Consider the following 13,367-nt stretch of genomic DNA (forward strand, 5'->3'; position numbering starts at 1 on the left):
CCGCGGATGCGTCAGATGCCCGAGAGGTCCCGGCGGAGGTACTCGGCGGTATGGGAGCCGGTGGCCTTCAGGAGTTCGGCCGGGGTTCCCTCGAACAGGATCCTGCCGCCGCCGCTGCCGCCCTCGGGGCCGAGGTCGATGATCCAGTCCGCGCTCTTGACGATGTCGAGGTTGTGCTCGATGACGATCACGGTGTTGCCCTGGTCGACGAGGCGCTCGACGATCCCGAGGAGGCGGTGGGTGTCGGACATGTGCAGGCCGGTGGTGGGCTCGTCCATCACGTAGACGCTGCCGACCCGGTGCAGGTCGGTGGCGAGCTTGAGGCGCTGGCACTCGCCGCCGGACAGCGTACTGAGCGGCTGGCCGAGACCGACGTAGTCCAGACCCACCTCGGTCAGTGCGCGCAGCACCTGGCGGAGCTTGGGCTCGGTGAAGAAGTCCGCGGCCTCGGATGCCGTCATCGCCAGCACGTCGCTGATCGACCGGCCGCGCAGTCGATGGCCGAGGACGTCGTCGGAGAAGCGGCGTCCCTGGCAGACCTCGCAGACGGACTTCAGCGTCTCCAGGAACGCGAGGTCGGTGTAGAGCACGCCGAGCCCCTGGCAGTTGGGGCAGGCGCCCTTGGAGTTCGCGCTGAACAGCGAGGCGCTGACGTTGTTGGCCTTGGCGAACAGCTTGCGGATCGGGTCCAGCAGCCCGGTGTAGGTGGCGGTGCTGGACCGACGGCTGCCCGTCACCGCGGACTGATCGATCACGATCGCGTCCGGATACCGGCTCAGGAAGTCGTCATTGACCAAGGAGCTCTTCCCCGACCCGGCCACTCCGGTGACCACCGTCAGGACGCCGGTGGGAAAGTCGACCGTGACATCCCTGAGGTTGTGGCTGTTCGCCCCTGTGACGGTGAGCGCGCCGGTCGGGCGGCGGGGCTCGGCCTTCACCGGCAGGCGGTGCCGGAGGTGACGGCCGGTAAGGGTGTCGGCCTCGGCAAGGCCGGTGAAACCTCCCTCGAAGACCACCTCGCCACCCAGCGTCCCGGCCTTCGGGCCCATGTCGACCACATGGTCCGCGATGGCCATGACGTCCGGGTCGTGCTCGACCACCAGCACGGTGTTGCCCTTGTCCCGCAGTTCGAGCAGGAGTTCCTTGAGCCGGTGCACGTCCCGTGCGTGCAGGCCGACGCTCGGTTCGTCGAAGACGTACAGCATCTCGTTCAGGCTGCTGGACAGATGGCGGACCATCTTGATCCGCTGCGACTCGCCGCCCGAGAGCGTACGGGTCTCCCGGTCCAGGCTCAGGTAGCCGAGACCGATCTCGGCCAGATGCCCGAGACGGGAGACCAGGTCGTCCAGGACCGGTTTCACCGCGGGCAGGTCCAGCCCCGCCAGGACCTCACCCAGCCGTTCGGCCTCCATCGAGGTGAGGTCCGCGATGCGGTGGCCGGCGATCCGGCAGGCACGGGCGGCGGGCGCGAGGCGGGTGCCCGCGCAGTCCGCGCAGGGAGCCGAGCGGACGAACCGCTGGAAGACCTGGCGGCTGCGCTCGGACATGTCCTCCTTCTTGATGTAGAGCCTGGTGAACTTGGCTGCCAGCCCCTCGTACTTGACGTTCAGTGTGTTGCCCTGCCAGTCCAGGCGGAGCTTTTGCGGCATCTCTCCGTGCAGCAGCGACGACCACTCCTGCTCGGTGAAGTCGGCCAACGGCTTGTCGTTGTCGAAGAGGCCGGACTCCACGTAACTCAGCCAGTACCAGCTGTCTGTGGAGAAGTCGGGGTGCAGCAGAGCGCCCTGATTGAGGGATCTGGTGCGGTCGACGAATGCGTCCAGGTCGAGTTCCACGACCCTGCCCAGGCCCTCGCAGGCCGGGCACATGCCTTGGGGGTCGTTGAACGAGAAGGCGCCGGGCGGCAGGCCGGCGGGGTCGCCCGCGCGTGAGAACAGCAGCCGCAGCAGCGGGTTGATGTCCGTGATGGTGCCCACGGTGGAGCGCGGGTTGCCGCCCAGGCGTTTCTGGTCGATGACGACGGCGGCGGAGATGTTCTCGATGGCGTCCATGTCCGGACGGCCGTGGTCGGGCAGGAATTTGCGGACGAAGGCGGTGAAGGTCTCGTTGAGCTGGCGCTGGGCCTCGGCGGCGATGGTGTCGAACACCAGGGAGGACTTGCCCGAGCCGGAGACGCCCGTGAAGACCGTCAGGCTCCGTTTCGGGATCTCCACCGAGACGTTCTTGAGGTTGTTCTCCCGCGCACCGGTCACCTTGATGGCGTCGGTACTCACATGTGCTCCTCGGATGGTACGGGTGGGGCTTCCCGGCGAGCCCCGGTCGTGGTCGGGCAGGAAGAGACGGCTCTCAGGCGTTCTCCTTCTGGAACGTCCGCGTGCCCCACAGGAGGGCCAACGCGGCCATGGCCAACAGGACGAGGGAGCCCGTCAGCAGCCCTGTCGAACCCAAGTCCCCGCGGAACGCCGCACGTCCGGCTTCGACCACATGAGTCAGAGGGTTGATCCGGGCCAGGTTGTAGAGCCAGCCGGGGGCCAGTTGCTCGGTGACCGGCAGCAGCACGCCGGACAGCAGGAGCAGCGGCAGGAGCACGGCGTTCATCAGTGAGGGGAACGCGGCCTCGCTCTTGAGGATCAGCGCCAGTGCGTAGGACCCCGAGGACAGCGTGATGGCCAGCACCGCGGCGATAGCGAGGCTCAGCAGCATGCCGGACACCGGCGCGTCCAGGTCGAAGACGAGCAGCGTCACGAGCACGATCAGCACCGACTGCGCGGTCGCCTGGACGGCCTGGGCCAGGACCTTGCCGAACAGCAGGGCCGACCGGCTGGCCGGGGTGCCGCGGAAGCGGTCGACCACGCCGACCCGGTACTCGGTGAGGAGCCCGACCCCGGCGAACGAACCGCTGAACAGTGCCGTCTGCACGATGAGCGCCGGCGTGAGCACGACCCAGGCGTTGCCCGCCGGGAAGCCGGGGGTGTGGTCGACGACCGTCACCATGAGCGGCCCGAAGAGGAACAGGTACAACAGCGGCTGCATGATTCCGATGATCAGCCAGGTGGGACTGCGCAGGCACAGTTTCATGTCCCTGAGGAAGATCAGCAAAGTGTCACGCGGCATGGGTGGCCTCCAGAGCCGGGGTCGGCGCCTCGCCGTCGCGCAGGGAGCGCCCCGTCAGACTGAGGAAGACGTCGTCGAGGGTGGGCCGGTTCACCTTGACCGAGGTCATGGTGATCCCTTGGCTGTCCAGGGCACGCAGCAGCTCCGCCAGCACGGCGTCACCACGGGGAACCCTGAACCGTACGGTGTCGGCGACGACCGTGACCTCATGCGCGTCGGGCAGACGGCGTGCCACTTCGGCGGCCTCGTCCGCCTGGTCGGCGACGTCGACCGTGATCGAGTCACCGGCTACGCGGGCCTTGAGTTCGTCCGGGGTCCCCTCGGCGACGATCGCGCCGTGGTCCGTCACCAGGATCCGGTCGCAGAGGGCATCGGCCTCGTCGAGGTAGTGGGTGGTGAGGAAGACGGTCATGCCGTGCTCGGCGTGCATCCGGCGGACGTGGTCCCACAGGTTGGCCCGGCTCTGCGGGTCCAGTCCGGAGGTGGGCTCGTCCAGGAACACCAGCTCGGGTTCGTGCACCAGCCCCAGCGCGACGTCGAGGCGGCGTCGCTGGCCGCCGGATAGCGTCTTGGCCGGACGCTGGTCCAGGCCGGAGAGGTCGAGCCGCTCCGCCAGCAGCGCCCCGCGCCGCCGGGCCTCGGCCTTCGACAGGCCGTAGAGCCGGGCTTGGAGTTCGATCTCCTCCGCGACCCTGGACTCCGGCCAGGTGCTACCGCCCTGCGCCACGTAGCCGATCCTGCGGCGCACCCCCTGCGGGTCCGTCAGCAGATCGCAGCCGGCCACCGTGGCCGAGCCGCGGGTGGGTCGCAGCAGCGTCGTCAGCATCCGCAGGGTCGTGGTCTTGCCGGCGCCGTTGGGGCCGAGGAACCCGACCAGTTCCCCTGCCTCGACATCGAGGTCGATGCCCTTCACCGCGTCGACGGTCCGCCCGCGGAGGGTGAACTGCCGGGCGAGGCCTCGCACTGTGATCATAAGAGCCTTCTTTCGCGCGTACCGCTTCTGGGTCGGATCACGGAGGGGCCCGGCCGTGTACCGGGCCCCTCCGCACGGTTCACTCCGGACGGCCGTCGGCAGCAGCGGCCTGGAACTGCGCGAGCCTCTCCTGCGCTTCGGCCATGTCCTCCGCGGTCGGCGCGTCGTCCTGGGTCAGCTTGAACCGCCAGTACCCGCTGAAGTCGATCGACGCCTTGTCCAGTCCCCGGTCGTTGACCAGATGACGGCGGAGCGCCCGGACGGCAGCCGACTCGCCCGCCAGCCAGGCGAACGGGCTGCCGGGGAGGAACTCGGCCTTGCGTACGGCGTCGATCAGCACGTCGCTCCGGCCGGGCGGGGTTCCCTGGCGGTAGAGCCAGTTGACCGTGGCGTCGCCCGCGGTCTCGAAGTCCTGCCGCTCGGCGGCGTCGGCGACTTCGATGAAGGCCAGGGCAGGGGCGCCCTCGGGCAGGGCCTCCAGCAGGGTGCCGATGGCCGGCAACGCGGTCTCGTCTCCGGCGAGCAGGAGCCAGTCGGAGTTCGCGATCGAGTCCGTCAGGGAGACGGGCGCGGAGTAGACCTCCGACGGGCCGACCATGCCGAGCCGGTCACCGGGACGGGCGGAACCGGCCCAGCTGGTGGCGGGGCCGGTGTCGCCGTGCAGGACGAAGTCGATCTCGACGGTGTTGGCCGGTCCGCGTCGGCGGATGGTGAAACTGCGCATCCACGGCCGCTCGCTCTCCGGAATGGCCAGAAATGCCTGGTACCAGCTCGTCGCGTCGTCGCCCTGCTCCGGCAGAACGGGCAGCTGCTGGCCGGACCGCGGGAAGCAGAGCTTGACCTGCTGGTCCGGCGTCCGACCCACGGAGTCGTCGAGTCGCTCGGCGTCGAACGTCACTCGCGCCATGCGCGGTGTGACGTGCGTGATGTCGGTGACCTGGATGAATGAAACAGGGAGCTCTGCCATCGAAAACCTTCCAAGAGTGCTGGGCATCCTGGGGCGGGAACACGTCCGCCTGATATCCTTACGCCGTAAGGAGATGCTTGGGCGAGAGTACTTTATGCAGTAAGGAGTTGCAAGGTGGTTATTTTTGCCGGGCAGGGCGACGCCCGCCGCTCGATGGCCCTCCTCTGGCGTTCGGCCGATTCCGGTGCCACCAGAGCCGCCCCCGGACCGAAGCCGGGGCTCGACGTCGACACGATCGCGGCCGCAGGCATCGCGGTCGCCGAGGAGCAGGGGATGGCGGCCCTGTCGATGCGGGCCGTGGGGGCGTGGCTGGGACGGACCGCCATGGCGCTCTACACCTATGTGCCGAGCAAGAGCGAGCTGGTCGACCTCATGCACGACCGGGTGCTGGCCGAGCTGCCCACCGAGTACGACACCAGCTCGGGGTGGCGCCCGGCGATCACCGCCTGGGCCGACGACACGTGGGCCTTCTATCTGCGGCACCCGTGGGTGCTACAGGTCTCCCAGGCCAGGCCGGTGCTCGGGCCGGGTGAATACGCGCAGCTGGAGACGGTTGTGCGGATCCTCGACGGAATCGGCCTGGAACCGCTGAAGGTCCGGCGGGTCATCGCCGTACTGTTCCAGTTCGTCCGTGGCATGGCCCGGGTCGCCGCGGAGCACCGGCAGGCGGCGCCGGAGACCGGGGTGTCCGACGAGGAATGGTGGACGGTGCGGACCACCCTGCTCACAGAGGTGGCGCCGGACTTCGCCGAGCGCTTCCCGGCGCTGGCGGCGCTGGAGTCGCACGCGGCCGCCGCCGATGCCGCCCGGGAGGATTCGGGTGACGTGGCACCGCCGGTGGAGCGGGAGGCCGGGGAAGCCTTCCGGGTCGGCCTGGAATTGATCCTTGACGGCATGGACTCGGAAGGCGGACCTGACAGCTCCGAGCCCCGTCGGCCGGAACACGTACGGGTCGAGGGTTCACCTGATCACCGAGCACCGCATCACTTCGCCGAATAAGACGCCCCTAACACCCTCACCGGATCACAACCAGTCCAAAAATGATCATTGACGATATGCCGATCGATAATCTACGGTCTTTTTGGTCTGGTGATCTTTCATGATTCTCAGCCGCCGACGACTGGTGCGAGATGTGACCATGGCTCAATTCCAGGGGGGAAAGCTCGTGCAGCAGACCGCCAAGTACCACCAGCGTGACAGTCGATTACCAGTTGGCCGCAGACCGGGCGAAGCGGCCGCCCACCCCGGAAGCAGCGGCCAGGCGCGAATCCTGACCACGCGGGTCGGCCTGAGGATCCCGGCCGCCCTGCCGTACGACCGGTGGGAGAAGGCCGGACTGCACATCTTCCAGATCGCCGACTCCTCGGCCTGGTGTCTGGGCGACTGGCTCGTGTACGGCCAGGAGCGATACGCCGACCGCTACCGGACCGGAGTGCAGGCTGCTGGGCTCGACTACCAGACGCTGCGCAACTACGCCTGGGTGGCACGGCACTTCGAGATCGGTCGGCGCCGCGAGAACCTGAGCTTCGGCCACCACGCCGAGGTCGTCTCCCTCCCTCCCACGCAGGCGGACACCTGGCTCGACCGCGCGGAGCAGCACGGCTGGTCCAGGAACCTGCTCAGACTGCGGCTGCGGGAGAGCCGTCAGGGCAACCGGGCGGCCCCGCTCGCTCGGGTCAGTCTGCCCAGGATCAGCGTGCCCGTCGATCGTGTGGAACGCTGGCGCGAGGCCGCTTCGAAGGCCGAAGGGGGCTTCGAGGAATGGATACTCGTGACACTCGACCGCGCCGCCGCGCACGAACTCGGTGACTGACGGACCCGGCCCGCCCGACCACCGGAGACGGCCTTTCATGCAGATCAGCATCGACCATCACACATGCATAGGGTCCGGGCAGTGCGTTCTGACGGCGCCCGGCGTGTTCACCCAGGACGACGACGGGTACTCACAGCTGGTGCCCGGAGGTACTGCGACGGCGGCGCGGCAGCAGGTGCAGGAGGCGGCGCTGTCCTGTCCGGTGCAGGCCATCGCCTTGGGTGACGAGCCGCCCGAGGGCTGAGCGTCCTCCCGGTCCGCCGCAGGACGCTCGCGTAGAGGGGCCGCCCGATGTCGGGCGGCCCCTCTACGCGAGCACGATCAGGGCCGAAGCCGAAGCCGAAGCGAGTTCAGTCGCCAGCTGCCCGGCAGCAGGGCTCGGTCCAGTTCGGCGCCGTCGTCCGCGAGCGTCATGCCCGGGTAGTGCTCCAGCAACCTGGCGAAGGCCGCCTCGCCTTCCTGCCGGGCCAGCGTGGCACCCAGGCAGTAGTGGATGCCGTGACCGAAGCCGACATGGTTCTCGGCCTGGCCGTCCTGCTGGCGCGTGATGTCCAGACGGTCCGGGTCGGTGTAGTGGCGCGGGTCGAAGTTGGCTGACACCAGCACGAGTTGGACCGCGTCGCCACGGGCGATGGGCGTGCCGGCGAGTTCCAGGTCCTCGGTGGCGTAGCGCAGCCGCGCCACGTGCACCGACCCGCACCAGCGCATCAGTTCGTGCACCGCGCGCGGCACCAGCGCCGGGTCCTTGCGCAGCAACGCCAGCTGGTCGGGGTGGGTGAGCAGTGCGGCGGTGCCGTTGCCGATCAGATGCGCGCTTGTCTCGTGACCGGCCAGCACCAGCGTGAGGATCATGGTGACCATCTCGACGTCGCTGAGCCGTCCCCCGTCGTCGTCCTGGGCCCGGATCAGCTCGCTCAGCAGATCGTCCCTCAGCGCTGCCCGGCGCCGCTCGATCAGTTCGTGGCAGTAGTCGATCATCACAGGAAAGGAGTGCTGAAGTCGTTCCGGCCGCATCGACACCAGGTCGCCGCCCCACTCCCGCCACCGGTCGAGGTCGGCCGCCGGAATCCCGACGAGCTCGCAGATCACCGTGATCGACAGCGGATACGCGAAGTGCTCCAGGAGATCGACCGCCCCCTCCTCCTCCCGGTGCGGCAGCTCGGTCAACAGCCGGTCGGCGATCCGCTCGATGTCCGGCCGCAGGTCGAGGATCCGGCGGGCCGCGAACGCCCGGGTCACCAGGCGGCGCAGCCTGGGGTGGTCCGGCGGGTCGCTGTCCAGGATGGAGCCCAGCAGATAGCGCCGCAGATGCTCGGGGATCTTGAGGAGCTCCATCATCCCCTCGCGCGGGTCCGCGCCCCCTTCCCCCGGCACATTGGAGGGAGTGTTGACGAGCCGAGGATCGCGCAGCGCCGCGCGGACATCGTCGTAGCGGGTCACGAACCACACCGGGGTGCCGTCGACGAACCTGCCGTTGACCACCGGGCCTTGTTCGCGCAGTCGGCCGTAGCCGCCGAAGGGGTCCCGGAGCAGATCCGGATCGGTCATGTGCGGACCGGCGGGGCACTGGGCGGTCTCCCCGGTCTGCGAGGCGTCATGGGAAGTGAGTGACATGATTGGTTCCGGCTCTCCCTGAGACGTCACTTGACCGCGCTGATCACGCCGTGCGGCGTCCATTGACCGCCTGGCAGCCGTTCGGGCTTCACGAAGCCGGCCGCGGCGAACCACTCCTCGTACTGACCCCACGGGTAGATGGTGCTGCTCGCGGCGGGCAGGGTCGCGAAGTACACGTTGTCGAGGGCGGCGTACAGCGGACCGTCGCCGTCGTCGTCGGACATGGCGTTGAACACCAGCACGCGCCCGCCGTCGGGCAGGGCCGTGTGGGCCTTGCGCAGCAGGCGCACGTTCTCCTGCGGCGACCAGATCACCAACTGGTTTGCGAACAGTACGCAGTCGTGCCCCGGCGGATAGTCGTCGGCGAAGATGTCGGCCGCCCGGACGGAGATCCGTTCGGCCAGACCGTGCTCGTCGATCTTGCGGCGAGCGATCTCCACCGTGCCGGGAAGGTCGAGGACGGTGAACTCGACGCCGGGGTTGGCCTGTGCGAGCGCGATGGCGTTGACGCCGTCACCGCCGCCGACGTCGAGCACCCGGCGTACCCCGGTCAGGTCGGCCTGCTCGACCAGTACGGGGTTCGACAGCCGGGACCAGGACCGCATGCAGCGGTAGAACAGCTGCTCAAGGTCAGGGTCCTCGGACAGCCTGTGGTACAGGTCCGGGCCGGTTCCCTTGATCCGCCGCAGGCCGACGTTGGTGTTCCTGCGCAGCGACTCCGTGAAGTCCACCTCGGCGGGGCGGACGATCCGCTCCTCGTACTCGATCAGGTCCTCGATGATCTCCCAGGTCCCGTCTTCGAACTTGCCGTTCAGGACATCGGCGTTGAGGTATCCGCTCCCCTGGTGGACCGTCAGCCCCAGGGCCGTGGTGCCCAGGAGCAGAATCTGCACCGGGCGTTCGGCCAGGCCGAGTTCGTGTCCGATCTCCCGCGGGGTCAGGCCGGGGCGCCGGTGGAGCAACGGGAACAAGCCCAGATTGCGGCCTGCGTTGAGCATCTGGAAGGCGGAGGAGCCGAACAGGATCTGCACCAGGCCGTCGGTGGTGAGCGGGGTTGCGTCAGTCATGGGCACTCCGTATCGCGTGGGGTGGTGAGGGTTCGGGCAGGCCATGGGCCGGGCCGGCGGTCATGTCACCCGGGCCAGATCCGCGGGACGGGACGCATAGGTCCGCCCGGCGGCGATCCGACGCAACCGGGCCAGCGCGTCCCAGACCTCGGTGAACCGGGTGTAGAGCGGTGACGGGCCGATCCTCAGCCGGTCCGGGACCCGGTAGTCGCAGACAACCTTCGCGTCGGCGGCGAGCGTCTGGCAGATCCGCCAGGCGTCGGGGTGGTACAGCGACACATGTGAACCGCGCTGTCCGGGCGTCCGCGGCGAGGCCCGGCGGAAGCCCAGAGGGGTGAGCCAGGCGTCGGCCAGGTCGTCGACGAGCCGGCCCAGCAGCAGCCCCTTGGCCCGGATACGCGCCACTCCGGCCTCTTCGACGAGGGCGAGCGCCGGATCGATCGCCGCCAGCGACAGCAGCGGCGGGGTGCTCACGAGGAACCGCTCGATCCCCGGCACCGGATCGTAGTCGGGCCCCATCCGGAACTGCTCGCGCTGCCCGAACCAGCCCCACACCGGCTGGCGCAGTTCGGCGTGCAACTCGGTGCGCACGTAGAGGAAGGCAGGCGAACCCGGGCCGCCGTTGAGATACTTGTACGTGCACCCCACGGCCAGCTCCGCGCCGGCCGCAGCGAGGTCGACGGGGACGGCTCCGGCCGCGTGCGACAGGTCCCACAGGACCCGGGCGCCGGCCGCGCGGGCCAGTTCGTTCACCTTCGCCATGTCCAGGAGCGCGCCGCTGCGGTACGACACCAACGAGAGCACCACCAGCGCGACGTCCTGGTCCAGGGCGGAGCGCAGCACGTCGAGATCGAGGCCGCCGTCGAGATCGGAGGCGAGCCGCCGCAGGCGCAGCCCGCGCTGCTCGGCGAGGCCCTGGAGGACGTACCGGTTGGTCGGGAAGTCCTCGGCGTCCATGAGGACGGTGCCCCGTCCCGGAGCGGCGTCCAGCGCGGCACCGGCCAGCTTGTACAGATTGACCGAGGTGGAGTCCGAGATCACCACCTCGCCGGGCCTGGCGCCGAGGACGTGCTCGGCAAGACGGTCACCGAGCCGGGCGCCCCAGTCGATCCACCCCTGCCAGGAACGCACCAGCCCGCCGCCCCAGCCCTCCTCGACCACCTCGCGCAGGAGGTCCGAGGTGGCCGCGGGCAGTCGGCCCAGCGAGTTGCCGTCGAGGTAGACCAGCTCCGGATCGGTGATGACGAACCGTTCCCGGAACCCGGCCAGCGGATCGGCCGCGTCCAACTCCTCGGCCGCCGTGCGCGGGATACCGCCCTCCATCGGCGCTCCTCCTCTTTCGTGTCGTCGGCGTCTGCCGTGTCCTGGCGTTCTGCGTCATCTCCTGCGGCCGGTCAGAGCGTCGAGCGCACCGACCACAGCTCCGGGAAGAAGCGGTGCTGACTGATCCGGGCGAGCCAGGCCACGCCCTCTGTGCCGCCGGTGCCAGGCTTGGCGCCCAGCATCCGCTGCACGGTGACGAGGTGCGTGTAGCGCCAGCGGGCGAACTGCTCCGCGGTGTCCATGAGTGCCTCGGCGAGCAGATGGAGGTCGTGGTGGCGGGCCGGGTCCTGGTAGACCGCCCGCCAGGCTTCCTCGACCTCGGTGCCGGTCCGGTAGGGCAGTGTGGTGTCCGGGGTCGGGGATTCGTCCGGTGTGAGCAGTCCGCGACGGGCCAGCAGGGCGAGCGCCGCGTCGTACAGGCTCGGCTCCCGCAGCTGGTTCATCACCGCGTCATGGCCGGCCGTGTCCCGGTGCGGCTCCACCATCGCCGGGTTCTTGTTGCCGAGCAGGAACTCCAGTCGCCGGTAGCCGGCCGACTGGAAGCCGGAGGCCGACCCGAGGACGTCCCGGAACTCGGCGAACTCCGCGGGTGACAGCACGGAGAACGTCTCCCAGGAGACCAGCAGCACCTGCTGCACTCGTGCCGACCTGCGCAGTGTCCACAGCGCGTCGCGGAGTCCGTCCTTGTCCAACTGGTTCCGGGCGGTGGTCAGTTCCGTGTGCAGCAGCTTGAAGAGGAGCTCCTTGACCTGGCTCATGATGATGAAGCCCGGCTCGGTGTCCGCCGCGCTGAGCGGATGCTGGAGCGCCAGCAGTTCGTCCATGCGCGCGTAGTGCGCGTACGGGGTGGTGCCCGGCGGGGCGGGGGCGGACAGCGGACATCCGATGCCCTGTCCTGAGCCCTGGGCGGCCTGCTCGGTGGTCATGTGGTCGTTCCTCCCGGTTCCATCTGTGCGAGGACCGCGTCGCCCAGTTCGGTGCCCCTCGCCCCCAGGTCGTAGGGGAGATCGAAGTGGTCGCGCAGCTCGGCGACGACCTCCGTCACCTTCGCCCGGGGGCGCAGTGCCCTCACCATCAGCTCGTGCTGGCGGACGTACTCCTCGGTCTCGTTGCCGCCGCGGGCGACCACCACCGGGGGCAGCCGCGACGGCAGCCGGCGCAGCGGGCTGTTGCGGCGCGCCCCGGCCTCGTCCAGCCGCAGCGCCTCGTTGACGTACGACAGCCGGACCGGCTCCAGGTCGTACATGCCGCTCAGCAACACCGCCCCGGCGATCCGGCCGGACACGTCCGGGCCGTCCGACGGGCCGGGCAGCAGGGCCATCGCCGCCAGGTGCGCGCCGGCCGAGGTGCCGCACAGATGGAGCCGGTCCGGGGCGAACCCGAGCCGGTCCGCGTGCCGCAGCAGCCAGTCGACGGCCCGCCGCACCATCCCCGCCATGGCGTCCAGCCCGACGTCCGGTGCCAGCCCGTACTCGACGACCGCGACCGACGCCCCGGCGGCCAGCAACGGCGGTGCCGGGAAGGCCGATTCGGCGCGGCCGAGCGCCTGCCAGTTCCCGCCGTGCACGAACACCAGCAGTGGCGTGCGGCCCCGGCCCGGGCCGGGAAAGTAGTCGAGCGACTCGGCCGGATGCGGGCCGTAGGCGAGACCGGTCCGCACCGGATGGTCCCGGCGGGCGGCCGTGCTCAGCCGCTCGTACTCACTGAGGTAGGCCCCGAGGCTCGGCACCCGGGAACTCGGCGAGTACTGCCGGTCCAACGTGGCCTGATCCATTCCCCGATACACGGCGGCACCTGTCATCGCGTACCCCGGGGCTTCGTTCCGCCGCACGTCACTCGGCCCCCAGCCGGTGTGCGGCACAGGCCTTTTCGTACATCTCGGTCAGCAGCGGATCGATGCCGTGCGCCGAGTTGCGGTAGCGGGCCCCGAAGCGCCTCGCGTACTCCTCGAACCACTCCCGCCGGTCCGCCAGGAACAGCACGTCGTGGATCGCCATCGAACGCACCGCCATCATCGGGACGGGGGCGTGGCTCACCTCGAACTCCGGGTTGCGGGCGGCCTTCTCCCGGCACTTCTCGTGGAATTGGGCGATCATCAGCCCACGGCGCACGCTCTCGGGCTTGAGCGCGGTGTGCGCCGCGTCCAACAGGTGCAGATGCTCGGGCGGGATGTCCGGCAGCACGAGCAGCAGCGACCGCAGATTCGGGTTGCCGGCCTTCCAGTCGACCTCGCTGAACTCGTCCAGGCCGCAGCGGACGATCTCGTCGATGAGGGCCTGGCTCGGGGTGGGTCCCACCAGCCTGACCCGGATCTCCAGCGCACCGGCGCGCTGGGCCGGTTCGACGAACGGGCACACCGGGCCGGTGCGTCCGAGTTCGCTGTGCGGTTGGCGGATGTAGTCGCTCAGCCAGCTTTCGGCGGCCTCCAAGGCCTTGGCCAAGTCGACGGAGAGCACGTCGGTCAGCATCGTTGTCAATCCTCAGGTCTCGGTCCTC

Annotated in this window: 13 protein-coding genes; 3 read left to right on the forward strand and 10 right to left on the reverse strand. The window is 69.6% G+C overall.

The features are described from left to right. Positions 1-11 precede the first annotated feature (11 nt). From RI138_RS00830 to RI138_RS00845, 4 genes are all read right to left on the reverse strand, one after another. A complete protein-coding gene (locus RI138_RS00830) occupies positions 12-2,273 on the reverse strand; it encodes an excinuclease ABC subunit UvrA (RefSeq protein WP_311118315.1) in 2,262 nt (753 codons plus the stop codon). A gap of 73 nt (positions 2,274-2,346) precedes the next feature. Next, entirely contained in the window at positions 2,347-3,114 is a 768-nt protein-coding gene (locus RI138_RS00835; protein ID WP_096632696.1) for an ABC transporter permease, read from the reverse strand. Then, entirely contained in the window at positions 3,104-4,087 is a 984-nt protein-coding gene (locus RI138_RS00840; RefSeq protein WP_311118316.1) for an ATP-binding cassette domain-containing protein, read from the reverse strand. The genes RI138_RS00835 and RI138_RS00840 overlap by 11 nt, the downstream gene beginning before the upstream one ends. Before the next feature lie 79 nt (positions 4,088-4,166). Beyond that, positions 4,167-5,054 carry a siderophore-interacting protein gene (locus RI138_RS00845; protein WP_311118317.1) on the reverse strand — a complete coding sequence of 296 codons (888 nt, stop codon included), beginning with the start codon at positions 5,052-5,054 and terminating at the stop codon, positions 4,167-4,169. Positions 5,055-5,168: 114 nt separating this feature from the next. On the opposite strand from RI138_RS00845, the gene RI138_RS00850 reads away from it, so the two are divergent. From RI138_RS00850 to RI138_RS00860, 3 genes are all read left to right on the forward strand, one after another. Continuing rightward, a complete protein-coding gene (locus tag RI138_RS00850) occupies positions 5,169-6,053 on the forward strand; it encodes a TetR/AcrR family transcriptional regulator (protein WP_311118318.1) in 885 nt (294 codons plus the stop codon). A 139-nt stretch (positions 6,054-6,192) separates the two neighbouring features. Further along, entirely contained in the window at positions 6,193-6,867 is a 675-nt protein-coding gene (locus tag RI138_RS00855) for an LmbU family transcriptional regulator (protein ID WP_311118319.1), read from the forward strand. A gap of 37 nt (positions 6,868-6,904) precedes the next feature. After that, on the forward strand, positions 6,905-7,111 hold the full coding sequence (locus RI138_RS00860; RefSeq protein WP_096632690.1) for a ferredoxin: 207 nt from the start codon (positions 6,905-6,907) through the stop codon (positions 7,109-7,111). A 77-nt stretch (positions 7,112-7,188) separates the two neighbouring features. Here the strand turns inward: RI138_RS00860 and RI138_RS00865 are convergent, their stop codons facing one another. The 6 genes from RI138_RS00865 to RI138_RS00890 form a co-directional block, all read right to left on the reverse strand. After that, on the reverse strand, positions 7,189-8,481 hold the full coding sequence (locus RI138_RS00865) for a cytochrome P450 family protein (protein WP_311118320.1): 1,293 nt from the start codon (positions 8,479-8,481) through the stop codon (positions 7,189-7,191). Between the two features lie 26 nt (positions 8,482-8,507). Then, positions 8,508-9,548: a methyltransferase gene (locus tag RI138_RS00870; RefSeq protein ID WP_311118321.1), complete on the reverse strand. Its 1,041-nt coding sequence runs from the start codon at positions 9,546-9,548 to the stop codon at positions 8,508-8,510. Between the two features lie 60 nt (positions 9,549-9,608). After that, positions 9,609-10,871: a kynureninase gene (kynU, locus tag RI138_RS00875; RefSeq protein WP_311118322.1), complete on the reverse strand. Its 1,263-nt coding sequence runs from the start codon at positions 10,869-10,871 to the stop codon at positions 9,609-9,611. A gap of 71 nt (positions 10,872-10,942) precedes the next feature. Beyond that, the gene (locus RI138_RS00880) at positions 10,943-11,797 is read right to left on the reverse strand and encodes a tryptophan 2,3-dioxygenase (protein WP_311118323.1); all 855 of its coding nucleotides are present in this window, start codon (positions 11,795-11,797) and stop codon (positions 10,943-10,945) included. Continuing rightward, positions 11,794-12,645 carry an alpha/beta hydrolase gene (locus RI138_RS00885; protein ID WP_311118324.1) on the reverse strand — a complete coding sequence of 284 codons (852 nt, stop codon included), beginning with the start codon at positions 12,643-12,645 and terminating at the stop codon, positions 11,794-11,796. Before RI138_RS00885 ends, RI138_RS00880 begins: the two co-directional genes overlap by 4 nt. A gap of 58 nt (positions 12,646-12,703) precedes the next feature. After that, a complete protein-coding gene (locus RI138_RS00890) occupies positions 12,704-13,339 on the reverse strand; it encodes a DUF6875 domain-containing protein (RefSeq protein ID WP_096632684.1) in 636 nt (211 codons plus the stop codon). Between the last annotated feature and the right edge of the window lie 28 nt (positions 13,340-13,367).

It is taken from the genome of Streptomyces durocortorensis (assembly GCF_031760065.1).
In the GTDB taxonomy this organism is placed as follows: domain Bacteria; phylum Actinomycetota; class Actinomycetes; order Streptomycetales; family Streptomycetaceae; genus Streptomyces.